This is a genomic window from Ciceribacter sp. L1K23 (assembly GCF_018122705.1).
GTDB lineage: Bacteria > Pseudomonadota > Alphaproteobacteria > Rhizobiales > Rhizobiaceae > Allorhizobium.
Genome location: NZ_JAGRRC010000001.1, coordinates 447,862 through 473,478 on the forward strand (window position 1 = coordinate 447,862; position 25,617 = coordinate 473,478).

The 25,617-nt window shown below is 61.4% G+C and carries 24 protein-coding genes; 19 read left to right on the forward strand and 5 right to left on the reverse strand.

All coding sequences use genetic code 11. From position 1 onward, the window contains the following. The first annotated feature begins 11 nt into the window (after window positions 1-11). The 9 genes from J5J10_RS02030 to J5J10_RS02070 all read left to right on the forward strand — a co-directional run bounded on the left by J5J10_RS02030 (window position 12) and on the right by J5J10_RS02070 (window position 8,990). The gene (locus J5J10_RS02030) at window positions 12-416 is read left to right on the forward strand and encodes a YciI family protein (protein WP_211928610.1); all 405 of its coding nucleotides are present in this window, start codon (window positions 12-14) and stop codon (window positions 414-416) included. Window positions 417-440: 24 nt separating this feature from the next. Next, complete coding sequence (locus tag J5J10_RS02035) at window positions 441-1,517, forward strand: C4-dicarboxylate TRAP transporter substrate-binding protein (RefSeq protein ID WP_211928611.1); 1,077 nt, start codon at window positions 441-443, stop codon at window positions 1,515-1,517. A gap of 15 nt (window positions 1,518-1,532) precedes the next feature. Continuing rightward, the gene (locus tag J5J10_RS02040) at window positions 1,533-2,090 is read left to right on the forward strand and encodes a TRAP transporter small permease (RefSeq protein ID WP_349252030.1); all 558 of its coding nucleotides are present in this window, start codon (window positions 1,533-1,535) and stop codon (window positions 2,088-2,090) included. Between the two features lies 1 nt (window position 2,091). Next, window positions 2,092-3,405 (forward strand): TRAP transporter large permease, encoded by a 1,314-nt coding sequence (locus J5J10_RS02045; RefSeq protein WP_211928612.1) that lies wholly within the window; start codon window positions 2,092-2,094, stop codon window positions 3,403-3,405. Window positions 3,406-3,414: 9 nt separating this feature from the next. After that, window positions 3,415-3,939, forward strand: coding sequence for an NADPH-dependent FMN reductase (locus J5J10_RS02050; RefSeq protein WP_211928613.1), 525 nt, complete (start codon window positions 3,415-3,417; stop codon window positions 3,937-3,939). 191 nt (window positions 3,940-4,130) lie between these two features. Further along, window positions 4,131-5,132, forward strand: a complete 1,002-nt coding sequence (locus J5J10_RS02055) for a Gfo/Idh/MocA family oxidoreductase (protein ID WP_211928614.1) — start codon at window positions 4,131-4,133, stop codon at window positions 5,130-5,132. Beyond that, window positions 5,129-6,700 (forward strand): CoA-transferase, encoded by a 1,572-nt coding sequence (locus J5J10_RS02060; RefSeq protein WP_211928615.1) that lies wholly within the window; start codon window positions 5,129-5,131, stop codon window positions 6,698-6,700. Before J5J10_RS02055 ends, J5J10_RS02060 begins: the two co-directional genes overlap by 4 nt. Next, window positions 6,697-7,464: an enoyl-CoA hydratase/isomerase family protein gene (locus J5J10_RS02065; RefSeq protein ID WP_211928616.1), complete on the forward strand. Its 768-nt coding sequence runs from the start codon at window positions 6,697-6,699 to the stop codon at window positions 7,462-7,464. Before J5J10_RS02060 ends, J5J10_RS02065 begins: the two co-directional genes overlap by 4 nt. A gap of 2 nt (window positions 7,465-7,466) precedes the next feature. Further along, window positions 7,467-8,990 carry an aldehyde dehydrogenase family protein gene (locus J5J10_RS02070; RefSeq protein WP_211928617.1) on the forward strand — a complete coding sequence of 508 codons (1,524 nt, stop codon included), beginning with the start codon at window positions 7,467-7,469 and terminating at the stop codon, window positions 8,988-8,990. A 57-nt stretch (window positions 8,991-9,047) separates the two neighbouring features. Here the strand turns inward: J5J10_RS02070 and J5J10_RS02075 are convergent, their stop codons facing one another. Beyond that, window positions 9,048-10,070: a LacI family transcriptional regulator gene (locus J5J10_RS02075; protein ID WP_211928618.1), complete on the reverse strand. Its 1,023-nt coding sequence runs from the start codon at window positions 10,068-10,070 to the stop codon at window positions 9,048-9,050. A 359-nt stretch (window positions 10,071-10,429) separates the two neighbouring features. On the opposite strand from J5J10_RS02075, the gene J5J10_RS02080 reads away from it, so the two are divergent. The 10 genes from J5J10_RS02080 to J5J10_RS02125 all read left to right on the forward strand — a co-directional run bounded on the left by J5J10_RS02080 (window position 10,430) and on the right by J5J10_RS02125 (window position 21,919). Then, window positions 10,430-11,635, forward strand: a complete 1,206-nt coding sequence (locus J5J10_RS02080) for an ABC transporter substrate-binding protein (protein ID WP_249116802.1) — start codon at window positions 10,430-10,432, stop codon at window positions 11,633-11,635. 106 nt (window positions 11,636-11,741) lie between these two features. Continuing rightward, complete coding sequence (locus tag J5J10_RS02085; RefSeq protein ID WP_208552777.1) at window positions 11,742-12,635, forward strand: sugar ABC transporter permease; 894 nt, start codon at window positions 11,742-11,744, stop codon at window positions 12,633-12,635. Then, window positions 12,635-13,513, forward strand: a complete 879-nt coding sequence (locus tag J5J10_RS02090; protein ID WP_211928620.1) for a carbohydrate ABC transporter permease — start codon at window positions 12,635-12,637, stop codon at window positions 13,511-13,513. Before J5J10_RS02085 ends, J5J10_RS02090 begins: the two co-directional genes overlap by 1 nt. A gap of 4 nt (window positions 13,514-13,517) precedes the next feature. Next, entirely contained in the window at window positions 13,518-14,630 is a 1,113-nt protein-coding gene (locus J5J10_RS02095) for an ABC transporter ATP-binding protein (RefSeq protein WP_211928621.1), read from the forward strand. After that, a complete protein-coding gene (locus tag J5J10_RS02100) occupies window positions 14,627-16,123 on the forward strand; it encodes a GMC family oxidoreductase (protein ID WP_211928622.1) in 1,497 nt (498 codons plus the stop codon). The genes J5J10_RS02095 and J5J10_RS02100 overlap by 4 nt, the downstream gene beginning before the upstream one ends. Beyond that, the gene (locus J5J10_RS02105; RefSeq protein ID WP_211931110.1) at window positions 16,117-16,878 is read left to right on the forward strand and encodes a 3-ketoacyl-ACP reductase; all 762 of its coding nucleotides are present in this window, start codon (window positions 16,117-16,119) and stop codon (window positions 16,876-16,878) included. The genes J5J10_RS02100 and J5J10_RS02105 overlap by 7 nt, the downstream gene beginning before the upstream one ends. Window positions 16,879-16,887: 9 nt before the next feature. Beyond that, window positions 16,888-18,474: a GMC family oxidoreductase N-terminal domain-containing protein gene (locus J5J10_RS02110; protein WP_211928623.1), complete on the forward strand. Its 1,587-nt coding sequence runs from the start codon at window positions 16,888-16,890 to the stop codon at window positions 18,472-18,474. Between the two features lie 3 nt (window positions 18,475-18,477). Continuing rightward, window positions 18,478-19,641 (forward strand): dihydrodipicolinate synthase family protein, encoded by a 1,164-nt coding sequence (locus J5J10_RS02115; protein WP_211928624.1) that lies wholly within the window; start codon window positions 18,478-18,480, stop codon window positions 19,639-19,641. Between the two features lie 5 nt (window positions 19,642-19,646). Beyond that, a complete protein-coding gene (locus J5J10_RS02120) occupies window positions 19,647-20,663 on the forward strand; it encodes a LacI family DNA-binding transcriptional regulator (RefSeq protein ID WP_211928625.1) in 1,017 nt (338 codons plus the stop codon). Continuing rightward, entirely contained in the window at window positions 20,660-21,919 is a 1,260-nt protein-coding gene (locus J5J10_RS02125) for a glycerate kinase (RefSeq protein ID WP_211928626.1), read from the forward strand. The genes J5J10_RS02120 and J5J10_RS02125 overlap by 4 nt, the downstream gene beginning before the upstream one ends. Window positions 21,920-21,997: 78 nt before the next feature. Here the strand turns inward: J5J10_RS02125 and J5J10_RS02130 are convergent, their stop codons facing one another. The 4 genes from J5J10_RS02130 to J5J10_RS02145 are packed head-to-tail and all read right to left on the reverse strand — an operon-like array spanning window position 21,998 to window position 25,467. Beyond that, a complete protein-coding gene (locus J5J10_RS02130) occupies window positions 21,998-23,053 on the reverse strand; it encodes a 4-oxalomesaconate tautomerase (RefSeq protein WP_211928627.1) in 1,056 nt (351 codons plus the stop codon). After that, window positions 23,046-23,717: a 4-carboxy-4-hydroxy-2-oxoadipate aldolase/oxaloacetate decarboxylase gene (locus J5J10_RS02135; RefSeq protein WP_211928628.1), complete on the reverse strand. Its 672-nt coding sequence runs from the start codon at window positions 23,715-23,717 to the stop codon at window positions 23,046-23,048. Before J5J10_RS02135 ends, J5J10_RS02130 begins: the two co-directional genes overlap by 8 nt. Window positions 23,718-23,719: 2 nt before the next feature. Next, complete coding sequence (locus tag J5J10_RS02140) at window positions 23,720-24,688, reverse strand: VOC family protein (RefSeq protein WP_211928629.1); 969 nt, start codon at window positions 24,686-24,688, stop codon at window positions 23,720-23,722. Between the two features lie 32 nt (window positions 24,689-24,720). Next, the gene (locus J5J10_RS02145) at window positions 24,721-25,467 is read right to left on the reverse strand and encodes a PIG-L deacetylase family protein (RefSeq protein ID WP_211928630.1); all 747 of its coding nucleotides are present in this window, start codon (window positions 25,465-25,467) and stop codon (window positions 24,721-24,723) included. Window positions 25,468-25,617: the final 150 nt, after the last annotated feature.

Sequence of the window (25,617 nt, forward strand, 5' to 3'; positions counted from 1 at the left end):
GGAGAACGCGGATGACCGAGGAGGAAAATCCCCAAGCCGTTCCGGTAGGGGCGGTTTTGGAAGCGAGCAAGGCAATGCTGCAAAAGCAGCTCTACGCAATCTTCACCACGCCGGTAAACGGACTTGGGCCTGTGTTCGCCAATATGCGGGAGCATCTCGACTTCCAGGTCGGCCTGGAAACGGAAGGCCTGCTGTTCGCTGCTGGGCCGATGTGGACGGATGACGGCGAACGCTGGGAGGGAGAGGGATTGGTGATCGTGCGCGCCGCCTCCCGCCAGGCGGCGATCGAAATCGCCGAGCGTGACCCAATGCACAAGGCCGGCGCGCGCACATTCCGCGTCCGGCCCTGGCTGATCAACGAAGGAACGGTGACCGTCCGGCTCGATTATTCGAGCCAGACATTTTCAATAACTTGAGCGCAGTACTTTGGGAGGAGACCAATGCGTATTCTAGTCGGACTTTTCACGGCGGGCTTGATTGCCCTTCCTGCCTCCGTCGCAACGGCCCAGGAGACAATCAACCTGACCATTGCATCGAGTCATCCCACCGTCATTCCCTGGGTTGGAATGATGCAGACCCACTTCATGGCGCGGACAGACGAAATCCTTGCCAAGAATGGCAACTACAAGATCGAATGGAACGAGGCCTTCGGCGGCCAGCTTTACAAGGCCAATGCCACACTGACCTCGGTGGAGCAGGGCATAACCGATATCGGCTGGGTGTTTTCGTTCCTCGAACCGGCGAAGCTGCCGCTCAGCCAGGCATCGAGCTACGCCCCGTTCGCGACGGTGAACCCACCGCTTCAACTTGAGGTCATGCAGAATCTCATGGAGAACAATGAGGCGCTGCGGGAGGAGTGGGAGCAGTACAATCTGAAGGTCCTCGGCCTGACCAGCACCGACATGTACGACATCTACACCAAGACCCCGTTGAAGAGCATAGACGACATCGACGGCATGAAGCTCTCGGCTCCCGGCGTGCTTGGCACCTGGCTACGGGGCACGGGCGCGAACGCCGTCGACGGCTCGCTGACCAGCTTCTACACCGATATCCAGACCGGCATTTCGGACGGCGTTCTGTCCCTGGCTCTCGGCGCGCTGCCGGCAAAGCTCTACGAAGTTGCGCCCTACATCAACCGCTTCGACGCTGGCGTGGCTTTCTCCGGCGCGGTCGCCATCAATCGTGACAGCTGGGACGGGCTTCCGGAGGAAGTGCAGCAAGCCATGATCGACGCGGGCAAATACTACACCGAAGCTCATGGCAAGGACCTGCTTGAACGCCACGAGATCGCGTTGAACAAGATGGTCGAACTGGGCGCGGGTCAAAACCCGCAGGTCACCATCATCAAGATGTCGGATGAACAACGCCAGGCATGGGTGGACAAACTGCCCGATATCGCCGGCGAGTGGGCCGCCGACCTCGATGCGAAAGGTCTTCCCGCAGGCGACTTCCTGAAGGCCTACATGCAGGGCCTTCGCGATCGCGGCGAAAAGCCGATGCGCAACTGGGGCGAATGAGCGGTGGCGACAGGCGTGCAACATGAGGAGGAGCAGGCTTCGAAGGGACCGACGCCTGCTCCCGGTTCTCTCGTCCGGATATGGACGATATTCGTCGACGGCCTCGCGGTGCTCGGAACGACGATGATCTGCATTCTGATGATCATCATCTGCGCTGACATCATCGCCCGCAACGCAATGGGAGCGTCTCTCCCTCTTGTCTCGGAACTGGGGGCGTTGCTGCTGGTGATGATCGTCTGCCTCCAGCTACCGGCGACGGTGAGAGCCGACCGCCTCGCACGGACGGAGGTATTCTTCGTCCCCTTTCGGGAAAGGCGCCCGAAATCGGGTGCTTTGTTGTCATCGGTCTTCAGCCTGGTCGGCGCCGGTGTCCTTGCAATGATAGCCTGGGCCAGCTGGTCTATCCTGCAAAAAGATTTCTCAAGCGGCGAGTTCATCGGCGTGACTGGGATCGCAACGCTCCCGACATGGCCGTTCCGCGCCCTGATTTTCATCGGTCTCACCGTCTCATCCATCCAGTTTCTCGTCGGAGCAATCGTCGAGCTCCGGACCAGCTTCAAGACAGGGCGCTGACATGTCTCCGATTGAAATCGGCTCCGTCGCGATCGCGGCACTTCTCGTCCTCATCTATCTCGGCATGCCGATCGGCATCACCATGCTTGCCGTGTCATTCGCCGCCGTCGCCGCGATCAGAGGCGAGGGCGTGTCGATGAGGATGATGGGAGCGGTCGCCAACGACTCTCTGCGCGAGTATCTTTTCGCCGTCGTGCCACTGTTCGTGCTGATGGGTCTTCTCGTAACGGTCTCGAAGGTCGGCAAGGACACGTTCGACGTCTTCCAAAATCTCTTCGGACGCATCGCAGCCGGCCTCGGCATCGCGACCGTTTTCGCCAATGCCGTTTTTGCCGCGATCACCGGCATATCGATAGCATCGGCAACGGTCTTCAGCCGGGTGGCCGTACCGGAGATGATCCGCCACGGTTACACGCGGAAATTTGCGACCGGGGTCGTCGCCGGATCGTCGGTTCTCGGCATGCTGATCCCGCCATCGCTGCTGATGATCGTCTATGCCGTCCTGGCGGAAGAGTCGGTCGGCCGCATGTTTCTTGCCGGCCTCGGACCCGGTCTGCTGCTGGCGCTGGCATTCTGCGTGACGATCGTTCTGCTGGCGCGTTTTCGAAAAGACTTCGTGTTCGCAAGCGCCGACGACTTCGCGACGCCGCCTGCGATGGGCGCGCGCGAGGTATTGACGAAATCCGTTCCGATCGTATCGCTCATGCTCGTCGTCCTCGGAGGGCTCTATGGCGGCTTCCTGAACCCGACCGAGGCGGGGGCGGCCGGCGCGCTTGGTGCCCTCGTCATCGCGATCCTCCGGCGATCGCTGGATGGCCGGACCTTCTGGAAGCTTCTGGTCGAAACCGGTCAGATAACCGTCTCGGTCCTTTTCCTCATCCTCGCTGCAACTTTCTTCAGCCGGATGCTGGCGCTATCAGGCGTTCCCAGAGGGCTGGCCGAACTCTTCCTCGCCGGTCCGATCGGCCCCTACGGCTTCCTGCTGCTCTACATCTTGCTGATCATAGCCCTCGGCTGCCTAATCGATTCTATTTCCATCATGCTGATCCTGCTGCCAATCGCCTTGCCGATCGCAGAAGCTGCGGGCTTCGATCTGATCTGGTTTGGCGTATTGACGGTCGTGGCCGTCGAAGTCGGGCTGCTGACCCCACCGTTCGGCCTGTCGGTCTATGTGATCAAATCGGCCATGGACGATCCCGACCTCAAGGTGGGAGAGATCTTCAGAGGGACGTGGCCCTTCGTCATGGCCATGCTCGTATCCATCGCCCTGATCGTCGCGTTCCCGTCGATCGCAACCTGGCTCGCACGTCTTTAAGGTGAACCCATGAAAAAGCTGCTCTTCATTCCCGGCAGTCTGCGCACGGCATCGGCGTCGAGAGCGACGGTGCGCACCCTCGTCTCCAAGGTCGAAGGGGAGGCCGCCTGCACGATCGCCGATCCCGGAAACCTGCCGCACTACAACGCCGATCTCACAGACAATCTGCATGTAAAAGAGTTTTGCGATCAGATCGCCGAGGCCGACGGCCTGGTTTTCGTGACGCCGGAGTACAATTACAGCATCCCAGGAGTGTTGAAAAACGCCATAGACTGGGCCTCCAGACCGGCTTTGGAGTCGGTGTTCAAAGGAAAGCCCTGCTTCATCGTCAGCATATCAGGCGGCGCGCTCGGCGGCGTCCGTGCCCAGGCTCACCTGAAATACATACTGAACGGCATGCTGGCGAACGTCTATGTCTGCCCGGAAATCGTGATCCCGCTCGCCAATCAGAAAGTCTCGGATGGCCATCTGGTAGACGAGGCAGTGCTCGGTTTCGTCTTGCCAAAGCTGCGTGACTTCATTCTGCACGTTTAAACGCGATCAAACAGCATTCGGGGAAGTGGCGATACCGGACAACGCTCGGGGCTGGCTCGCCCTGTCGCAGGGAATCTCGCGCGCCGTCCAGCTCACCTTTGTCGGGCTGACCTTCAATGGGCAAAGAATACCATTGACAAATTTTGGAACGTTCCATATAAAATTGGAACGATCTAAATCGGGAGGAAAAAATGCGCTGGGTATTGATCGGGGCGAGTACGATCGCCGCGCAATACATGATCCCCGCGCTGCGAGCCCATGGCGGCGAGATCATCACCGTGGTCAGCAGCTCGTCGGAGCGCGGCGCCGACTTCGCAGTAAAGCATGGAATCCCCCGGCCGGGGACCGATGTCCAGGAAGCCGTCTCAGACGCTGACGTCGATGCGGTTTACATCTCGACCACCAACGAGAAGCACCTCCCCCAGGCACTTGCCGCGATCGCGGCAGGGAAGCATGTCCTCTGCGAGAAGCCGCTCGCCATGTCGGTCGCCGACGCTGCTTCCATGGTGCGAGCCGCCGAACAGAAAGGCGTGGTGTTTGCGACCAATCATCATCTTCGCTGCTCCGGCAGTCATCGCGCCGTCCGCCAGCTTGTCCGGGACGGTCGTATCGGGCGTGTCCTGTCACTCCGGCTGCATCATGCCGTTCATCTGCCGGCCAACCTCCAAGGGTGGCGGATCAATTCACCGGCCGAAGGTGGTGGAGTGATACCTGACATCACCGTGCACGATGCCGATGTCGCCCGTTTTCTGCTCGACGAAGATCCAAAATCGGTCGTGGCGCAGATGACGTCGTCCGGCCTGGGGCAGGGGGTCGAGGATTCCGCCATGTCGGTGTGGACGATGCCGTCGGGCACGATGGTCATGAGCCACGAGAGCTTCACCCATCCGTTTGCCGGCAGTGGCCTTGAAGTGCACGGCACCGAAGGCTCGATCTTTGCGCGGAACGTCATGACGCAGAACCCGATCGGAGAGATCGAACTGGTGACGGCGGCTGGTCGCGAACGCGTGGGTTATGAGCCATACGATCTCTATGGGGAGGCTGTGCGGTGCTTCCATGAGGCAGCTGCAGGCCGAGGCGAACCGGCGGCGACAGGCTGGGACGGCGTAAAGTCCCTCGCTGTGGCTCTGGCCGTTCGCGAGGCAGCTGCCACCGGCGCCCGCGTCGATGTTCATTATGGAGATGTGAAGTGAGCCAGCTCGCCACGGCCGCCGAGGCGGCTGCCCGTATCAAGGACAACGCGGTCGTGACGGTATCCTCGTCATCGGCGCTTGGATGCCCGGACCTTGTCCTCGAAGCGATCGGCAAGCGGTTCGACGCGGAAGCGCACCCGCGCAATCTCACGATGCTGCACCCGATCGCGGCCGGCGACATGTACGGTGTGAAGGGTATAGATCACATCGCCAAGGATGGCCTGATCAGCCGAATCCTCGCAGGCTCCTATCCCTCCGGTCCATCGAGCCTGCCGATGCCGGAGATCTGGAAAATGATCGTCGAGGATCGCATCGAGGCCTACAATGTGCCGTCCGGCATCATGTTTGACATGCATCGTGAAACCGCTGCAAAGCGGCCTGGCGTCCTGACCCGGATCGGTCTCGACACCTTCGTCGATCCAAAGCGCGAAGGCTGCGCGATGAACGCACGCGCCTCTGCCGAACCGATCGTCGCGCGGGTCGAATTCGCCGGCGAGACCTGGCTTCACTTCCCCAACATCGTGCCGAACGTCTGTATCCTGCGCGCCACCACCGCGGATGAGCGCGGCAATCTCACCTACGAACACGAAGGAGCCTATCTCGGAGGGCTGGAACAGGCGATTGCTGTTCGCAATCACGGCGGACTGGTGATCGCGCAGGTCCAACGGATGACGGCCGCCGGAAGCCTCAGGCCGCACGACGTTCGAGTACCCGGCCATCTCGTCGATCTCGTCGTCATCGATCCGAACCAGAAGCAGACCTGCGAGACTCCCTATGATCCGGCTATTTCCGGCCAGATCATGCGACCCTGGTCGAGCTTCAAGCTAGCGGACCACGGTGTTGAAAAGGTCATTGCACGGCGGGCCGCACGCGAACTGAAACGCGGCATGACAGCCAATCTCGGGTTCGGCATCAGCGCACAGGTACCGCGCATCCTGCTTGAAGAGGGACATCCCGACGCCGTCACCTGGGCGATCGAGCAGGGTGCCGTCGGAGGCATGCCGCTCACCGACTTCGCCTTCGGCTGCGCCTCGAACGCCGACGGTTTTGTCCCTTCGCCGCAGCAATTCATCTACTTCCAGGGCGGCGGCTTTGACGTCTCCTTCCTCTCCTTCCTTGAGGTCGACGTCGAGGGCAATGTCAACGTCTCCAAGCTCGGGAAAAAGCCTTACCTCACGGCCGGATGCGGCGGCTTCGTCGATATCACGGCGCATGCCAAGAAGATCGTCTTTTCCGGCTGGTTCGAGGCCGGCGCGGATGTGCGGCTGAGCGAAGACGGGATTAGGGTCGAAAAACCCGGCAAGTTCACGAAGATGGTCGAGGCCGTCGAGCATGTGACATTTTCCGGAAAACGCGCGCGCGCCCAGGGGCAGGATGTCCTCTACATCACCGAGCGGTGCGTGATGCGGTTGACGGACGAAGGGCTCATAGCAACGGAGATCATGCCGGGCATTGAGCCACAGCAGGATATCGTCAAAGCGTCCGCCGGTCGGGTCAAGCTCGCAGCCGATGCCATCACAGTCGATCGCCGCCTGCTTTCGGAGAAAGCGATGGGGTGGACGCCATGAGTGCCGTTCATCTTGAAATCAGGGACCGCATCGCGGAAATCAGGCTCGACAATCCCGCCAAGCTGAACGCCTTCACGGTGGAGATGCTCGGACAGCTTGCCACACATCTGGACACTGTCGAGCGGCTGGGGGCGATCACCTGTGTGCTGGTAGCCGCCGAAGGCGAACGTGCCTTCTGCGCCGGCGCCGATATCAACGGATGGGGGGACCTGTCGCCGGCGGAATTTGCCCGTCACTGGGTCCGTGACGGCCACCGGATCTTCGACCGCCTGGCCCGCCTGTCGAAACCAACCATCGCGGTTCTGAATGGCCATGCCTTTGGCGGAGGCCTCGAACTTGCGGCCGCCTGCGACATTCGCGTCATGGCGCCGAGGGCGACGATCGCGCTGCCGGAAGCGCAGGTTGGCATTGTGCCGGGCTGGTCGGGCACACAGCGACTTGCCCGCCTTTTGCCCGAGGCCGTGATCAAGGAAATGGCCTTGTTCGGCCGCCGCATCGGCGCCGAGCGGGCTCTGCAACTGGGCTTCGTCGCTGAAGTGGCGGACGATCCGCGCGAGGTCGCCGAGGCGATCGCGATGAAGACGACGGAGCTGTCGCCCAGAGCCGTCGAGATCGGCAAATTCATGATCCATGCCGGGCGAGGCGAGGATCAGGCGGCGATGGTCGAAGCGCTCGGCAGTGCGGCGATCGCCGCCAGCGCGGATCGAAACGAAGGGGTCTCGGCTTTCAGGGACAAACGTAAACCGGCTTTTTCGGGACAATAACGATGAATGACATGACCATCAGCCCAGCAGTCGAGGCTGCCCTCCCGCAGGCGCCATTTGAGGGTCGCCACCTGATCGATGGCGAGTGGCGCGGCAGCGCCGACGGACAGACTTTCGATCGCCTGTCGCCTTCGCATGGCATTCTCGTCAGCCGTTCCGCCAAGGGAAGCAAGGCCGACACGGAAGCCGCGATCGCGGCCGCGAGAAATAGCTTTGACAGCGGCATCTGGAGCCGGATCTCCGGCAAGGAACGATCGACATTTCTTCTGAAGGTCGCCGATCTGATCAAGGCCAATGTCGAACGCATGGCACTGATCGAAACACTCGAAAGCGGCAAGCCGATCAGTCAGGCGCGTGGCGAGGTATCGGGCGCGGCCGATCTCTGGCGCTACGCCGCGGCACTTGCCCGCACGCAGCATGGCGACAGCCATAACTCGCTCGGCGAAGATATGCTCGCGATGGTTCTGAAGGAGCCCATCGGGGTCGTCTCGATCATCACGCCCTGGAACTTCCCGTTCTGGATCCTCAGCCAGAAGCTGCCCTTCGCGCTCGCGGCGGGCTGCACCTGCATCATAAAGCCGTCCGAGATGACACCGTCAACGACGGTAATGCTGGGCGAACTCTTGATGGAAGCCGGACTGCCGGCAGGCGTGGTCAATATCGTCCTCGGATACGGCGACCCGGTGGGCGCGCTGATGGCCGAACATGCGGACGTCGACATGGTGAGTTTCACCGGATCGACCGCCGTCGGCAAGGCGATCACGGCGGCAGCTTCCAAAACGCTGAAGAAGGTGGCACTCGAACTCGGCGGCAAGAACCCGCAGGTGATCTTCCCGGATGCCGATCTCGACAGCGCGGCGGACGCGATCACCTTCGGCGTCTACTTCAACGCCGGCGAATGCTGCAATTCCGGTAGCCGTATCATCGTCCATGAGGACGTTGCCGATGCCGTCGTCGACAAGGTCGTGGCGCTGTCGAGAAAGGTTGCCTTCGGCGATCCGCTCAATCCGGAAACCCAGGTCGGCGCGATCATATCGACGGCCCATCAGGGCAAGATCGCGGGCTATATCAAGGATGCGCTTGCGGCCGGAGCGAGCCTGAAGCTTGGCGGGACTCCAGTGTCGGTTCCAGGCCTTCCGGGGCAGTTCTTCGGCCCCACTGTCGTGGCAGACGTGACCGCCGAGATGGCAATCGCCCGCGAGGAGGTCTTCGGCCCTGTTTTGTCCGTGCTGACATTCAAGACACTCGAGCAAGCGATTTCGCTCACAAACGATGCGTCTTACGGCCTGTCCGCGGGGGTATGGAGCGAAAACGTCCACACCTGCCTCGCTTTTGCCCGTAGGGCGCAGGCCGGTACCGTCTGGACAAATACCTGGATGGACGGCTTTCCCGAGGTGACCTTTGGCGGCTTCAAGCAGAGCGGACAGGGTCGCGAAAACGGCCCCTACGGTCTTGAGGAGTTCCTGGAGATCAAGTCCGTCGTGATGCGGATCGGGCGCACCCGGGGCAATTGGGTCAGGGATTGAGAAACAATGTTGCGCGATCACGTTCAACGCCAGCGCCTTGAAGCCGATCCCGGACCGTCAGGTGAGGATCGTCTGCAGGCCCTCAATATCGGCGCCACCGATCCGCTTGAGGAGCAGACTGCCCAGATGTTCACCAGCCTCCGTCAGGTCTTCATAGATCGTGTCGACGCCCGGCTGGATATCCGACAGAAGCTGCGAGGTCTGCTTGGCGACGATGTCGTATTCGCGCCCGAGCGACCAGCCGCCATCAGCAAGGCCCGTGATAGAAGCCATGGCGGAGACTTCGCCCGGACAGATCAGTGCGTCGGGCGGATCGGAACGTTGAAGTCGCTGGCGGAAATAGTCGCGCACCATGCCGGCCTTGGAATCGTGACTGATCCCGTCAGCCAGCTCGAAGGCAATACCGGCCTCCCTGACAGCCGTCATGAAGCCATGCAGCATGTGCTGGCTGAAAGTCAGATGCCTCGGCGGCAGAATGATCGTCAGCTTGTGGCGTCCCTTGGCGATCAGCCGTCGCGCTGCTTCATAGGCGAAAGCGTAGTTGTCGTAGTCAACGAAAGGATGGGCCGTCGAGAACTCGGTCCGGCCATGGCTGACGAAGGGAAAATTCTTCTCGATCAGCAGGCGCACACGGGGGTCGAGCACTTCCGTCCGGGTGAAGATGAGGCCATCTGCGAGGTTGTTTCGGACGATATGCTCGACCGCCTCGATATTCGAGGTGTCGAGGAAATTCGGCATCACGATCAGGTGGTAGGGGGTCCCCTTGAGCGATTTCGTGACGCCATAGAGCAGCGACGTCCCGAAGCCGAGAATTTCCTCATGTGGGTCAAGCAGCACGCCTATGACGTTTGTTCGACCAGTCTTCAGGCGTTGCGCGGCGCGATCGGGAACATAACCCATGCTGCGGGCGAGATCGCGAACACGCTCCCGGGTGGCGCTGCTGATCAACGGATCGTCCGCAAGCGCTCTCGACACGGTCGTGATCGCAAGGCCCGCAGCTTCCGCAACGGTCTTCAGCGTGGGCTTGCCCGGCGGCAATTGCCCATTTGCCTTGTCGGTCTGGTTCCTGGTTCTACGCACTCTTCAGGGTCTTCGGCTCGTGAACAACAAGCAAGGGTAGCGTCTCACCCAAACGAGGGCAAGCATTCAGGACAGAAATTTAAAACGTTTCCAAAAAACCATCGTCGATATCCAACCGTACTTGCACGAGCCAATCAGGCTCTGCAATGCAGCATATGATCCGATGACGAGTAATTGGGAGAGGTTCTTGACTCTGTCAGGTTTGTAACGTTTTAAATTGGTATGCACCTTAGGTGCGGAAATGCCCGACGTCGCAAGTGAGGCTCGACGGCGCCGGGGATGCGGGTGGGAGACTCGCCAACTTGCGAATGGAGGATTTAATGAGCAAGTTTCTGACAACGACAGCAATCGCACTCACGATGATGGCGGGTGCCGCGAAGGCAACCGACGTCGAGGTGCTGCACTGGTGGACCTCGGGTGGCGAAGCCGCCGCCCTCAACGTCCTAAAAGAAGATCTGCAAAGCAAGGGAATCGGCTGGGTCGACATGCCGGTGGCAGGTGGCGGCGGCGAAGCCGCGATGACCGCACTGCGCGCCCGCGTCACCGCTGGCGATCCGCCGACCGCCGTTCAGATGCTCGGCTTCGACATTCTCGACTGGGCCGAGCAGGGTGCACTGGGTAACCTCGATGAGGTTGCCGCCGCCGAAGGCTGGGACAAGGTGGTACCCGAAGCGCTTCAGAAGTTCTCCAAATATGACGGACACTGGATCGCCGCGCCCGTCAACGTGCACTCGACAAACTGGGTCTGGATCAACAAAGCAGCGCTCGATGCCGCTGGCGGCAAGGCACCGGAAAGCTGGGACGAACTCGTTGCCATGCTCGACAAGATGAAGGCAAACGGCATTACGCCGCTCGCCCATGGCGGCCAGCCCTGGCAGGACGCGACCGTCTTCGACGGTGTCGTTCTCTCCAAGGGCAACGACTTCTACAAGAAGGCCTTCATCGATCTCGACCCCGATACGCTCGGCGGTGCCGACATGGCCGATGCGTTCGACCGCCTGATGAAGCTCAGAACCTATGTCGATGACAACTTCTCCGGCCGCGACTGGAACCTCGCCTCCGCTATGGTGATCGAGGGCAAGGCGGGCATGCAGATGATGGGCGACTGGGCAAAGGGTGAGTTTCTGAAGGCTGGCCAGAAACCCGGCGCGGATTTCGTCTGCATCCGGTTCCCGGGCACCCAGGGGTCGGTAACGTTCAACTCGGATCAGTTCGCGATGTTCAACGTTTCGGGCGACGACAAGGTCAAAGCACAGATGGAAATGGCATCCTCCATCGAAAGCCCGAAGTTCCAGTCCGCGTTCAACGTGGTCAAGGGTTCGGTTCCCGCACGCACCGACGTGCCGGATACCGACTTCGATGATTGCGGCAAGAAGGGCATGAAAGATCTGGCGGAGGCCAACACCAGCGGCTCGCTGTTTGGGTCCATGGCCCACGGCCACGCTGCTCCGGCATCCGTCAAGAACGCCGTCTACGACGTCGTAACCAAGGCGTTCAACGGTGGCTACAAGGACGGCGCGGAAGCGGCTGCGGCGCTTGCCGAAGCCGTAGCAGCCGCCCAGTAAGGCAACCGTCTCGGGCGGCGTCCTCAGCCGCCGCCCGTTTCCACCTGCCACAGGTCGTATCCAGGGCAGTATCGGCGGCCCATGCGCCGCCCATGGGAGAAACCAAATGTCCAGCTCACCCGGAGCCGATTTCCGCACGCGCATGCAGGATTGGCTGCCAAAGCTCGTGCTTGCTCCATCTCTGGCGACCACGCTGTTGTTTGTCTACGGCTTCATCATCTTCACAGTCTTCCTGTCCTTCACGGGTTCGAAGATGCTGCCGCTCTACAAATGGGTCGGCTTCGAGAACTACACGAAGCTCTGGGCGCTGCAGAACTGGCATATCGCCATTTACAACATCGCCATCTTTGCCACCCTCTACATCGTCATCTGCACTGCCCTTGGCCTGATGCTGGCAATCTTTCTCGACCAGAAAATCCGCGGAGAGGGTGTCCTCAGACCAATTTATCTTTACCCGATGGCCCTTTCTTTCATCGTGACCGGCACGGCATGGAAATGGTTCCTCGACCCAGGCATCGGACTTGAACGAATCATGCGGCTCTGGGGTTGGGAAAGTTTCACTTTCACCTGGATCAAGGACAACGACATGGCGATCTACACGATCGTGATCGCCGCCGTATGGCAGACAAGCGGCTTCGTCATGGCCATGTTCCTCGCCGGCCTTCGCGGCATCGACAACGAGATACTGAAGGCCGCACAGATCGACGGCGCCTCGAGCTTCCAGCTCTATCGCCGGATCGTCATCCCGATGCTGCGGCCCGCTTTCCTCTCGGCCTTCGTCATTCTGAGCCACCTCGCGATCAAGTCCTACGACCTCGTTATCGCTTTGACGGGCGGAGGGCCTGGCCGTGCAACCGAGATGCCGGCCACCTTCATGTATTCCTACACCTTCACCCGCAACCAAATGGGTATAGGCGCTGCATCCGCCGTGATCATGCTGATGACGATCGCCGCGATCATGGTGCCCTACCTCTATGCCGAGCTGAAGGAGAAAAACTGATGTCCGCCGTCACCCAGGATACAGCCGTCAGGACCGGCAGGGTCACACGGGTCTTCATCTATCTCGTGCTGCTTCTCTTCGCGCTCTTCTACCTTCTGCCGCTCTATGTCATGGGCGTGAACTCGCTGAAGCCGCTGTCGGAAATCACCGGCGGAAACATGATGGCGCTGCCGCAGAGCTGGACACTTGAGGCCTGGAAATCCGCCTGGTCGACCGCTCAGATCGGGGTTTCACCGACAGGGTTGAGACCGTATTTCCTGAACTCGATCCTGATGGTCGTTCCGGCCGTCGCCATCTCCACTATCCTTGGCGCGCTCAACGGCTATATCCTGACCAAGTGGCGCTTCCGCTACGACACGATCATCTTCGGATTGATGCTGTTCTCCTGCTTTATCCCATTCCAGATCGTGTTGATCCCGATGGCGCTCGTTCTTGGCAAGCTTGGCCTCGCGGGTTCAGTCCCGGGCCTGATCCTTGTGCACGTCGTCTACGGCATCGGGTTCACGACTCTCTACTACCGCAATTACTACGCCACCTTCCCGACGGAACTCGTCAAGGCGGCGCAGATCGACGGCGCCGGCTTCTTCCGGATCTTCTGGCGGATTCTCCTGCCAATCTCCGGCCCGATCACTGTCGTCTCGGTCATCTGGCAGTTCACCAATATCTGGAACGACTTCCTGTTCGGTGTCTCTTTCGGCGGCACAAGCCAGCCGATGACGGCCGCGCTCAACAATCTCGTGCAGTCATCGACCGGCGTGAAGGAATACAACGTCCACTTCGCCGGCGCGATCATCGCCGCACTTCCCACTCTCTTCGTCTACATCGTCGCCGGCCGCTATTTCGTGCGCGGGCTGATGGCGGGCTCGGTCAAAGGATAACAAGATGGGCTTTCTCGACATCTCCAACGTCACCAAGTCCTATGGACAGCTCGAGGTGCTCCACCGCGTCGATATCTCGGTCGAGGAGGGCGAATTCCTGGTTCTCGTCGGCCCGTCTGGCTGCGGCAAGTCCACGCTTCTCGGCATGATCGCCGGGCTTGAAAACATCTCCTCGGGAGAAATTTCTATCAAGGGACGGGTCGTCAATGGCGTCCATCCGTCCAAGCGCAACATCGCCATGGTCTTCCAGTCCTACGCGCTCTACCCGAACATGACGGTAGGCCAGAACATCACCTTCGGCCTCGAAATGCATGGTGTTGCCAAGCCGGAGCGCGACAGGGCGCTCGCCGAGGTGGCCAAACTCCTCCAGATCGATCATCTGGTCGACAGGAAACCCGGCCAGCTTTCGGGCGGTCAACGCCAGCGGGTCGCCATGGGCCGTGCGCTCGTGCGTGATCCCGACGTCTTCCTTTTCGACGAGCCGCTCTCCAACCTTGATGCCAAGCTGCGCGTCGACATGCGGACCGAGATTAAGAAGCTGCACGAGAAGCTGAAGACGACGATCGTCTATGTCACCCACGACCAGATCGAGGCGATGACGCTCTCGACCCGCATCGCGGTGATGAACAAGGGCTATATCCAGCAGCTCGGCACGCCGAAGGAAATCTACGACAAGCCCGCCAATGTCTTCGTGGCGACGTTTATGGGAAGCCCGGCGATGAACGTGCTGCCGGCGCGCGTCGTCGTGCGGGAGGGCGTTCCTCATGCGTTGGTCAGCGATGGCGAGGGCGGCGAACAGGCTCTGCGCTTCAGCCAGCAAAACCTCGCCCAATGGGACGGCAAGGACATTCTCCTCGGTATCCGGCCGGAAGCGATTACCGACCCGGAAGGCGCCGACCGGAAATCGCAAAACGTCGTAAGCCTCAAAAACCGCGTCGTGATCACCGAGCCGGCAGGGTCCGACACGTTCATCACGATGACCCTGGGCGGGAAAGACGTCATCGCCCGAATGCGCGCCGATATCGACATCCGCGCCGGCCAGAGCTTCGACTTTGCCGTCAATATGGAAAAGGCCGTCGCCTTCGACCCCAAGACGGAGGAGCGTATCCGTCCATGACCGCGCCAGACGTCATCATCATCGGCTCAGGCATGGGCGGGTCGACGCTTGCAGCGGCACTGGCGCCGTCTGGCCGCAACATCCTGATCCTTGAAAAGGGCGAGAGGCTGAAGCCATCAGAAGCCGATCGCGATCCAGAGGCAATCTTCGCCAGGGCGAAGTTCCGGCCGAAGGAGGAATGGCTTGACGGAGACGGTCAGCCGTTCAATCCCGGCAACTACTACTATGTCGGTGGGAACTCCAAGTTCTATGGCGCCGTGCTGCTACGCTACCGGAAAGAAGACTTCGCACCACTCCGTCACATGGGTGGCACGACGCCCGGCTGGCCTATCGGCTACGAGGCGATGGAGCCGTTCTACCAGCAGGCTGAAAACCTGTTTCAGGTTCGCGGCGTTCTGGGCGAAGATCCGACCGAGCCTTTGCATTCCGGCAATTATTCCCATGCGCCCGTTCCGGACGAGCCGGTTATCGCCGATCTGCGCGACCGACTGAGAAAGCTTGGCCTGCATCCAGCATCGCTGCCTCTCGGGGTCGACATCGATCGCTGGCTTGCCCACGGACGCACGACCTGGGACGCTTTTCCCGACACCTGTGGTGGCAAGAAGGATGCGGAGTCTGTCGGGCTGGCACAAGCGCTCAAACATCCGAACGTCACCCTTCGAACCGGCTGCGAAGCGAAACGCCTGATCGCCCGACAAGGTCGTGTGACCGGCGTTGAAGTCGAGGAAAACGGCCGGCGCCTCGTCATTGAAACGCCACTTGTTGTCCTTTCGACAGGTGCAGTGCGATCAGCAGCGCTTTTGCTGGCATCGGTGGATGATGAACATCCGAGCGGCCTCGCCAACCGGTCGGATCAGGTCGGCCGAAATTTCATGAATCACAACTGTTCCGCCGTGCTTGCACTTCATCCCCTGCGTCGGAATACATCGGTCTACCAGAAGACCCTGATGATGAACGACTTCTACCTGACCGGCGGTCCGGGCGGCGAGCCGCTCGGCAACATCCAGCTGCTCGGCAAGATCACCGGCCCGATCCTCGCTGCAAGTTCTCCCCTCCCGCGTCCGCTTGCGCACTGGATCGCCAATCGCTCGCTCGATCTCTACGCCATGTCCGAGGATCTGCCCAATCCGGAAAGCCGCGTGACGCTGAAGAACGGGCAGATCGTGCTCGACTGGAAGCGGTCCAACTGGGAAGCGCATCTTTCACTGGTGGAGAAGCTGAAGGCACTGCTTCGCCGGGCGGGCTACCCGATCGTACTCTCGCGCGCCTTCGATCGACGCACCCCCTCCCACCAGTGCGGCACGGCCCGCATGGGCTCCGATCCACGGACCAGCGTTGTCGACAGTTTTGGCCGCAGTCACGACCACGACAATCTCTTCATCGTCGACGCCTCTATCCTGCCGACGTCGGCTGCTGTCAATCCGGCCCTCACTATCGCGGCTCTGGCGCTAAGGGCCGCAAAACACATCAACGAGACGGAGTTCGCATCGTGACTCCGCTTGCGCTGATCACCGGTGGACAGCAGGGCATCGGCTTTGGGATCGCCGAGGCGCTTGTCGGAGCAGGCTTTCAAGTCGTGCTCGCCGCCCATCTCGACGCCGAGGCGCCCGAGGTCATCGCCGCGCTTGGGACGCTGGGGGACAAGGCTCGCTATATCAGGCACGACCTGCAGGAGATCGACAAGGTATCCTCCTTGCTCGACCGTATCGAGGATCAGATGGGGCCTGTCACCACGCTGGTCTCCAACGCGGGCGTGCCGGCCAAGATACGGGGCGACATGCTGGAGCTGGCGCCCGACAGCTTCGACCATGTTCTCGGCATCAATCTGCGCGGCACCTTCTTCCTGGCCCAGGAGGTCGCGCGGCGGATGGTGGACAGACCGTCGGAAACGTACCGTTCCCTCATCTTCGTCACGTCCGTCAGCGCCACGATGGCGTCGGTCGAGCGGGCCGAATACTGCATCTCGAAGGCTGGCGCCGCGATGATGGCGGAGCTCTTTGCGGTCCGTCTTGCAGCCCACGGCATCGGTACCTTCGAACTCAGGCCCGGCATCATCGCAACTGCCATGACCGCCGGAGTGAAGGACAAATATACGGCGCGCATTGAAGATGGCCTCGTGCCGGCCCGGCGTTGGGGCGAACCCGAAGACATCGGCCGGATCGTCGTGCCGCTGGCCAAGGGCGATCTCGCGTTCGCCACCGGTGCTGTCATTCCGGTCGACGGCGGTCTGTCGATCCCGCGTCTCTAGGAGCATAGCATGCAAACGTCCTATGATTTCATCATCGTCGGGGGAGGGTCCGCCGGGTCGGTGCTGGCGGCACGCCTTTCGGAAGACCCGAACCTCCAAGTCCTGCTTCTGGAGGCCGGCGGGCGCGACTGGCACCCCTTTTATCACCTGCCGGCTGGCTTTGCCAAAATGACCAAGGGCATCGGCAGCTGGGGTTGGCACACGGTACCGCAGCGGCACATGAAGGACATGGTGATCCGCTATACGCAGGCGAAGGTGCTGGGAGGCGGATCGAGCATCAACGCGCAGATTTATACTCGCGGCAACGCGCTCGACTATGACGGCTGGCGGCAGATGGGCTGCGAGGGCTGGGCCTACGACGATGTTCTGCCCTACTTCCGCAAAGCCGAGGACAACGATACGTTCGACAATCGCTATCATGGCAAAGGCGGCCCGCTCGGCGTCAGCAAGCCCGCCGCGCCGCTGCCGATCTGCGAGGCGTATTTCAAGGCGGCCGGAGAACTCGGCATCCCCTTCAATCCGGACATGACCGGCGAAGAGCAGGATGGTGTCGGCTACTATCAACTCACCCAACGCAACGTGCGGCGCTCGTCGGCGTCGATCGCCTATCTCCACCCCGCCAGGAATCGGAAGAACCTGACCATTCGAACCGGTGCGCAGGTCCTGAGGATCGTCACTGAAAACGGTCGCGCGACAGGCGTCGAGCTTGCCGGCGAGGGCATCGTCCATGCCGACCGCGAAGTCATCCTTTCCTCCGGTGCAATCGGCAGCCCACGGCTTCTGATGCTTTCGGGGATCGGTCCGGCCGACCATCTGAAAGCCACCGGCGTACCTGTCGTCTTCGACCAGCCCGGCGTCGGCTCCAATTTGCAGGATCACCTGGATCTGTTCGTGATCGCCGAATGCACTGGCCCGCATACCTATGATCGTTATGCCAAGCCGCACCTTTCGGTGCTCGCCGGCCTCCAGTATCTGCTCTCGCGCACCGGGCCGGTCGCCTCCAGCCTCTTCGAGACCGGTGGCTTCTGGTATGCCGATCCGGAGGCTCGTTCGCCCGACATCCAGTTTCACCTGGGGCTCGGCTCGGGCATCGAGGCCGGCGTCGCCGCGATGGAAAACGGCGGCGTGACGCTCAATTCCGCCTATCTTCGCCCTCGCTCTCGCGGCACCGTGCGGCTCGGCTCATCCGATCCTGCGGCCGCGCCCCTGATCGACCCGAACTACTGGGCCGATCCGTACGATCGCGAAATGTCGATCCGCGGCCTGAAGATAGCCCGCGACATCATGCGGCAGGATGCGCTGAAGCCCTTCGTGAAGGCGGAGCGCCTGCCAGGTCCCGATGTCCAGACCGACGAAGACTACTTCAACTACGCCTGCACGCACTCAAAGACAGACCACCATCCGGCCGGCACATGCCGCATGGGCTCTGACCCGGCTGCGGTCGTCGATCCCCGACTGCGCTTCAACGGCATTGCGGGCTTACGGGTCGTCGACGCCTCGATTATGCCGACCGTCGTTTCCTCCAATACCAATGCAGCCACGATCATGATTGCCGAAAAGGCCGCCGACATGATCCGCGCCGATCACGGAGCATGAGCCATGATACGTTTGCCGACACAGAATAACCGTATCGCGGACTATGTGCTGCAAGGCACGCCGCTCGTCCCGCGTGCTCCGACGCGCCCCTTGACGCGTACCGCCTTCGCCGCCGCGCACGTCGTCTCCGATCCGCTGCGCGAGCGTAATCCTTGGGACAGCCGGCCGGCCGTCGACTGGGACGCCACCCTTGCCTTTCGCGAGAACCTCTGGAACCAGGGTCTCGGCCTTGCCGAAGCGATGGATACGGCCCAGCGCGGTATGGGAGTCGACTGGCAGACGGCGCTTGAATTGATCGAAAGGACGATGGCTGCCGCCAAAGCCCATCCGATGAAACCGCGCGTTGCCTGCGGCGCCGGCACGGATCACGTGGCGATACAAAATCTTCGAAGTGCTGATGCGGTTCTCGCAGCCTATCACCATCAGGCCGAGGCGATCGAAGCGGCCGGCGGACAGTTGATCCTCATGGCGTCGCGCGCCTTTCCCGCCATCAATGCCGGACCGGAGATTTATCATACGGTCTACCGGCGCCTCATCGATGGCGCGGCGAAGCCGGTCATCCTGCACTGGCTCGGCGACATGTTCGACCCGGCGCTCAAAGGCTATTGGGGTAGTGACGACGTTGCTACGGCTAGCGACTTCGTCCTCACGCTGATCGAGGAGAACCCGTCCAAAGTCGACGGTATCAAGATCTCGCTGCTCGATCAGGCACATGAAGAGGCCTTCCGTGCCCGTCTTCCGGAAGGGGTCAGGCTTTATACAGGCGACGACTTCAACTATGCCGACCTTATAGCCGGAGACGGCCGGCATTATTCGCACGCGCTACTCGGCATTTTCGCGGCCATAGCCCCCGCGGCCTCGCAGGCACTGGACGCGCTGGCGGGTGGCGACCTTGAGACCTATCACCGGCTTCTCGCACCAACCGTGCCGCTCAGCCGTGAAATCTTCCGGGCACCGACGCGGTTCTACAAGGCGGGCATCGCTTTTCTTGCCTGGCTCAACGGCTACCAGCGGCACTTCATCATGCCGGCCGGTTTCCAGTCGAGCCGCGACATCGTTCACTATAGCGAGGTCTTTCGTCTTGCAGATCAGGCAAATCTTCTTGCCGATCCCGAGCTTGCCGTGAGAAGGATGCGTCTCTTGCTTGAGATGAACGGGATAGAATAGCAGCCATGGAGCGCAGGCCGACAATCGTGGACGTGGCGCGCGTGGCTGGCGTGTCCAAATCGACCGTCAGCCTCGTCCTGCAGAACAGCCCGCTCGTGCGCGAGGAGACGCGACGGCTCGTGCGCGAGACGATGGACAAGATCGGCTACGTCTACAACCGCTCGGCCGCCAATCTTCGCTCGTCCAATGTCGGCCTGATCGGCCTCGTCCTCAACGATCTGCGCAACCCGTTCTTCACCGAGTTCGCGACGTCGCTGCAAATGGCGCTCTCAGAACGTGGCTATGCGACAGTGCTCGCAAACACCGACGAGGACCCGGCGATCCAGGCACAGGTCGTCTCCGCCATTATCGAGCACGGGGTATCGGCTCTTGTCATTTCACCCGCGTACGGCGAAGAAATGGCCACCTTCGATCTCATCGCCAGGGCCGGCATCCCCACGATGCAGGTGCTGCGCAAGGTCGACCCGCGTATCGACCTCTTTCCTTTTGCAGCCCCCGATTACCGGTCGGGAAGCCTGATTGCCACAAAGCATCTCCTCGACCTTTCCGCCCGCCGCATTGCCTTCGTCGGCGGGCTTGAGGGACGTGCTGTAACGCAAGAGCGCATGTCGGGTTATCTGCATGCTTTGACGGAAGCAGGCATGGAACCGCTGGTCCTTGCGGGGAGAAGCAGCCGCGCCTTCGGACGCGAAGCCGCGGAAATCCTGTCGCGCGAACACCCTGATGTGGATGCCGCCGTCTGTTTCAACGATCTCGTGGCGCTCGGCATGGTGTCCGGCTTTACGAAGATGGGTCGTATGGTCGGGCAGGATTTTCGCATCGTCGGATTCGACGACATCGAGGAATGCAGCCAGGTCTATCCGACGCTTTCGACCGTCCATTGCGGTATCGCCGAATTCGGAAAACAAATCGCCACAACGATTCTTGGCTGGCTGGAAGAGCAGCGCGCCCCGGCACCGGAAGCTCTAAGCGCTGTCGAACTGGTGGTCCGCGAGACGAGCGGACGAGGCAAGCGAGCATGATCGAAAAACCGGAGATCTTTCTGCGACGGCTCTTCGATCGGGCGGTCGAGGTGGCCGATCCGATGCGATCGTTGGGTCGGTTCCTTCCGCCGAAGCCCAAAGGCCGCGTGATCGTCACCGGCGCCGGCAAGGCGAGCGCGCGCATGGCCGAGGCCGTCGAGGCCGCCTGGGGTCCTTGCGAGGGGCTGATCATCACGCGCTACGGCTACGCAAGACCGTGCCAGGGAATCGAAATCGTCGAGGCGGCTCATCCCGTGCCCGATGAGGCAGGACTGACGGCAACCGGAAGGATGCTCGATCTGCTGCGCTCGGCGACGGAGGACGATTTCGTGCTGGCACTCATTTCCGGCGGCGCCTCGGCCCTCTTGGTGCAGCCGGCGGATGGCGTAACGCTGGACGAGAAACGGGCAGTCAATGCCGCGCTTCTAGCCTCGGGCGCGCCCATCGACCGTATGAACACGGTGAGAAAACACCTCAGCAGGGTCAAGGGTGGGCAGCTTGCAGCGGCCGCCTATCCGGCGCGCATGCTAGCACTGATGATCTCGGACGTGCCCGGCGACGATCCGGCCTTCATCGGCTCCGGCCCCACAGTCGGGGATCGGTCGACACGGGAGGAAGCGGCCGAGGTCCTTCGCCGCTGGAAGGTCGATGTTCACGCAAGCGTGTGGCGCGCGCTTCAGAGCGCCACAGGCGTTGTCGCCCCTGACGATACCAGGCTGTCGAGGGTCGAGAACCTGATTGTTGCCGCACCGCGTCAGTCGCTGGAAGCCGCCGCCAATCTGGCGAATGAGGCTGGTTGCATGGTCAAAATGCTCGGCGACAATCTGGAAGGGGAGGCGCGCGACGTCGCGAAAGCTCAGGCAAACCAAGCGCTGAAGATCAAGGCAAGCCTGCGGCCGGGCGATCACCCGGTTCTTCTCCTGTCCGGCGGCGAACTCACCGTGACGCGTCGCGGGCAGGGGGTCGGCGGCCCGAATGCAGAATTCTGCCTCGCTCTGGCGATGGCGCTCGACGGCGCGGATGGCATTCACGCCATTGCCTGCGACACGGATGGTGTGGATGGCTCGGCGGAAGTGGCGGGAGCAATTGTTTCGCCAGATACGCTGAAGGCGGCAAAAGAGGCCGGCATCGATGCTCTGCGGATGCTTGCGGACAACGACGCGCATAGCTTTTTTGAGGCCATCGACCGGCAGGTCGTCACCGGTCCGACGTTGACGAACGTCAACGATTTCCGTGCTGTACTCGTAAGCCCTTAGGGACAATGCTGCTTGGCTCCCCACGGGTTGACCAGCGGAACACCCATAATTTCAGGATAAATCAGCCGAGCGAATTTGTTATCGCGCGAACACCAGCCCATCGAACAATTTGCGTGCCGTCCGCACCGAACCGGCGCCCTTGATTTCGCCATCTGTACCGATATCGAGGAAAACCTCCATCGCGCCGGTCGGATGCTCGATAAGATAGCGGCCATCGGCGGGCTGGACGGCGAGGCCGCGGGCCGGCCCCGTTTCCAATCGGGTCGCGGTGGCCACAGTGATCGCGGCAAAGACACCGACGGACGCGTGGACACGATGGGGAATGAAGCTGCGCGTCGAGATCGCGCCACCCTCGGTCGGCGCTGAGACAAGCGTCATTTTCGGAACGGACGCCGCCGTTACGTCGCCGAGGTTCATCATGGGGCCGGCTTGGAGACGGATCGCTTCGATCCGGTTCTTGAGAGCCGTATCGGCTTCAATCTCCTCGCGCGTCTCCCACCCCGTCAGCCCAAAATCGGTGGCACGCATGATGACGCAGGGCATGCCATTATCGATGAGCGTGGCCTCCACGCCGTCGATCACATCGACCGCGTTTCCGGTCGGCAGCAGGCTGCCACACATGGATCCGGCGATGTTCATGAAGAGCAATGGAATGGCAGCGTGCGTACCCGGTACGCCCGCAATTTCGGTGCCTCCATGGTAGGTCACGTGACCACCGGGCGTCATGACGCGCGCCACCGCCACCTCACCAGTGTTCACCATGTGAATGCGCACGGGTGTCTCGCCGTCCATAGCGGCGACGAGTCCGCGTTCGATTGCGGCGGGACCGACGCCGGCAAGGATGTTGCCGCAGCCCTGCGCGTCGCTCACCAGCGCCTGGTCGACGAACACCTGCAGAAACAGATAGTCGACATCGGCATCCTCGCGCATCGAACGCGACAGCACTGCGACCTTGGAGGTGAGGGGATCTGCCCCGCCGATACCGTCGATCTGGCGCGGATCGGGCGAACCCATGATCCGCAACAACAGATCATCACGGATAGCGGGGTCCACCGGCAGATCCTCCTTCAGGAAATACGCACCCTTGGATGTGCCGCCGCGCATCCACAGGCAGCGAATTCCGCCCTCAGACATATTTGAGCCCCTTGGCGGCGAGCGCCTCGCGCATGCTGTAGATGTCGAGACCGAGTTCGCCGGCAGCCAGCCGCTTTCGCTTTACCTCTTCATTTGCCAGACGTTTCTCGGCCGCTGCCAGCACGCTTTCCGCTTCCGCGCGCCTGACGACACAGACGCCGTCGTCATCCGCCACGATGACATCGCCGGCCTCGATATGAGCGCCAGCGCAGACGATCGGAACGTTGACTGAACCGAGCGTCGCCTTGACGGTGCCCTGCGCCGAGATCGCCTTCGACCAGACCGGGAAGCCCATCGCCGTGAGGTCGCGAATGTCGCGGACACCCGCATCGATCACCAGGCCGCGACAGCCCCGTGCCATGGCGGACGTCGCTAATAGATCGCCAAAGTAGCCGTTATCACAGGGGCTTGTCGGCGCGAGCACGAGGATATCGCCGTCCCGCAGCTGCTCGATCGCCACATGCAGCATCCAGTTATCGCCAGGCGGCGCGGAAATGGTGACGGCGGAACCCGCGATCTGGGCACCAGTGTAGATCGGGCGCATGTAACTGCCCAGCATGCCCTTGCGACCCTGTGCTTCATGCACCGTCGCCACACCGGCGGCAGACAGTCCCGCGATCACTCCTGCCGATGCTCGCTCGATGTTCTGGACCACGATCCCCATGATCAATGCTCCTTCTTGACCGGAGGCGTTCCGTGCGTATGGAAGGTCTCGATTGTCTTCAGGCCCCAGGCCTGGCCTCTTCTCCGCTCGTTCTCCGTCCACACCACCGGCTCCCAATCCGGCGCGAGGATGAGGCGAGCGCCGGCATTGGCGAGTTCCACGCGGTTGCCCGCCGGCTCCCATACATACAGGAAGAATGTTCCCTGGATGGCATGCTTGTGGGGGCCGGTCTCGATGTGAACCCCGTTCTGCAGGAAGATGTCCGCCGCTCTCAGGATGTCCTCGCGCTGGTCCGTCGCATAGGTGACGTGATGCAGGCGGCCGACACCACCGCCATGCTCCTCGGTGCAGGCAAGGTCATAGGTCTTGTTGTTGATGGTGAACCAGCACCCGCCGATCCGGCCATTGTCGAGGCGGATCATTTCGGTCACCCGCGATCCCAGACAGGTTTCCATAAAACGACGGAATTCGGTTACGTCGGAACTCAAGAGATTGAGGTGATCGAGCCGACGCGGCGCTGCACCGGTGAAGGCCGACGCGGTGTTCTTGAGTGCGGCTCTTTCGTTTTCCTCTTCCGGCGCATACCAGCGCGTCTCCCAATAGATTTCGAAGACGTGGCCGAATGGGTCCTCGAACCGGAACGCACGGCCATGGCTCTGGTCGCCATCGATCCAGCCCAGCACCTTGTAGCCGGATGCCTGGATCGCCTCCACCCGCCGCTCCAGAGCCTCGGGGCTCGCGGCGCGATAGGCAATGTGGCCGACGCCTGTCGTATGGGATCGCGTCAGCTTCAGCGTGCAGTGCTCATAGTCGTCCCAGGCGCGCAGATAGGCCGACGTCTCGTCCTGACCTGAGAGCTTCAGACCATAAATACGCGTGAAGAAGTCCAGGCTCTCCTCGAATTTGTCGGTGAGCATCTCGACATGCGCGAGGTGCGCGATGTCGAAGGACGGGTTGGTCGGTCGCGACATGTCTTCTCCTTCTCCGAAAGGCGCTCAGTCGATCAAAGCTCATCCACGGTGCGCGGAAAGACCGACTGGAAGCCTTCGGCATATTTGGCGTTTCGTCCGCCCGACTGACCGCCGGAATTGCGCATGAAGTGGTTGGCGCGGTTTTCGGCGACGCGGGTGTAATATTCCCACAGATGCTCTTGGCCTTCCATGCATTCGATCGCCGCACGCTTCCTGTCCCAGACCGGCGTCACGTCCAGGAACACGTCCGGCTTCCAGCCCATCTGCTCCGTCTGGTGCGGTTCGAAGAGATAGAGCTGCGGGGCGCCAAGCACCTTTTCCCCTGGCTTATGACCCCATGCCTGCGCGATCATCCTCGTTTCGAGCGCAACCTGTGTCGCGTACATATGATCGGTATTGTAGGGGTCATACTGCGAATGGCTCAGCATGAAATCCGGCTGGACATCACGGATGACATCGACCAGCCGGTACTTGTCCTCGTCCGTCAGGCGCAGCGGATAGTCCCCGAGGTCGAAGCTGATCAGACTGGAAACGCCGAGAGCTTCGGCTGCCTTTTCGGCTTCAACGCGGCGCGCCGTCTTCACCTTGTCCAGCGTCATGCCCGGCTGCTTCCAGAGCTTGGCAGATTCGCCGCGCTCACCAAACGAGAGGCAAACCACGGTAACGGCATAACCCTTTTGCGCGTGCAACGCGATTGCCCCGCCGCATCGCCAAACGAAATCCGCAGCATGCGCGCTGATGACAAGCGCGGTCTTTACCGCCCCTTTCTCACCGGACATAGCTTTTCCTCCTCGTTTGTTGTTGCCAAAGCCATGCTCTGGAGATGTCCTGGACGCAAATCGAAACGCCGGGACGGCCCATAAGATGAAGCTATAGTGACTGGAAACGCGACGCCGTCTTTGCAACATTCGGACGAAGGTTAAGGAGAC

Coding starts and splice junctions, on each gene's coding strand:
- J5J10_RS02030 (WP_211928610.1), top strand. CDS start 12: ATGACCGAGGAGGAAAATCCCCAAGCCGTTCCGGTAGGGGCGGTTTTG.
- J5J10_RS02035 (WP_211928611.1), top strand. CDS start 441: ATGCGTATTCTAGTCGGACTTTTCACGGCGGGCTTGATTGCCCTTCCT.
- J5J10_RS02045 (WP_211928612.1), top strand. CDS start 2,092: ATGTCTCCGATTGAAATCGGCTCCGTCGCGATCGCGGCACTTCTCGTC.
- J5J10_RS02050 (WP_211928613.1), top strand. CDS start 3,415: ATGAAAAAGCTGCTCTTCATTCCCGGCAGTCTGCGCACGGCATCGGCG.
- J5J10_RS02055 (WP_211928614.1), top strand. CDS start 4,131: ATGCGCTGGGTATTGATCGGGGCGAGTACGATCGCCGCGCAATACATG.
- J5J10_RS02065 (WP_211928616.1), top strand. CDS start 6,697: ATGAGTGCCGTTCATCTTGAAATCAGGGACCGCATCGCGGAAATCAGG.
- J5J10_RS02070 (WP_211928617.1), top strand. CDS start 7,467: ATGAATGACATGACCATCAGCCCAGCAGTCGAGGCTGCCCTCCCGCAG.
- J5J10_RS02080 (WP_249116802.1), top strand. CDS start 10,430: ATGATGGCGGGTGCCGCGAAGGCAACCGACGTCGAGGTGCTGCACTGG.
- J5J10_RS02085 (WP_208552777.1), top strand. CDS start 11,742: ATGTCCAGCTCACCCGGAGCCGATTTCCGCACGCGCATGCAGGATTGG.
- J5J10_RS02090 (WP_211928620.1), top strand. CDS start 12,635: ATGTCCGCCGTCACCCAGGATACAGCCGTCAGGACCGGCAGGGTCACA.
- J5J10_RS02095 (WP_211928621.1), top strand. CDS start 13,518: ATGGGCTTTCTCGACATCTCCAACGTCACCAAGTCCTATGGACAGCTC.
- J5J10_RS02100 (WP_211928622.1), top strand. CDS start 14,627: ATGACCGCGCCAGACGTCATCATCATCGGCTCAGGCATGGGCGGGTCG.
- J5J10_RS02110 (WP_211928623.1), top strand. CDS start 16,888: ATGCAAACGTCCTATGATTTCATCATCGTCGGGGGAGGGTCCGCCGGG.
- J5J10_RS02115 (WP_211928624.1), top strand. CDS start 18,478: ATGATACGTTTGCCGACACAGAATAACCGTATCGCGGACTATGTGCTG.
- J5J10_RS02120 (WP_211928625.1), top strand. CDS start 19,647: ATGGAGCGCAGGCCGACAATCGTGGACGTGGCGCGCGTGGCTGGCGTG.
- J5J10_RS02125 (WP_211928626.1), top strand. CDS start 20,660: ATGATCGAAAAACCGGAGATCTTTCTGCGACGGCTCTTCGATCGGGCG.
- J5J10_RS02130 (WP_211928627.1), bottom strand. CDS start 23,053: ATGTCTGAGGGCGGAATTCGCTGCCTGTGGATGCGCGGCGGCACATCC.
- J5J10_RS02135 (WP_211928628.1), bottom strand. CDS start 23,717: ATGGGGATCGTGGTCCAGAACATCGAGCGAGCATCGGCAGGAGTGATC.
- J5J10_RS02140 (WP_211928629.1), bottom strand. CDS start 24,688: ATGTCGCGACCGACCAACCCGTCCTTCGACATCGCGCACCTCGCGCAT.
- J5J10_RS02145 (WP_211928630.1), bottom strand. CDS start 25,467: ATGTCCGGTGAGAAAGGGGCGGTAAAGACCGCGCTTGTCATCAGCGCG.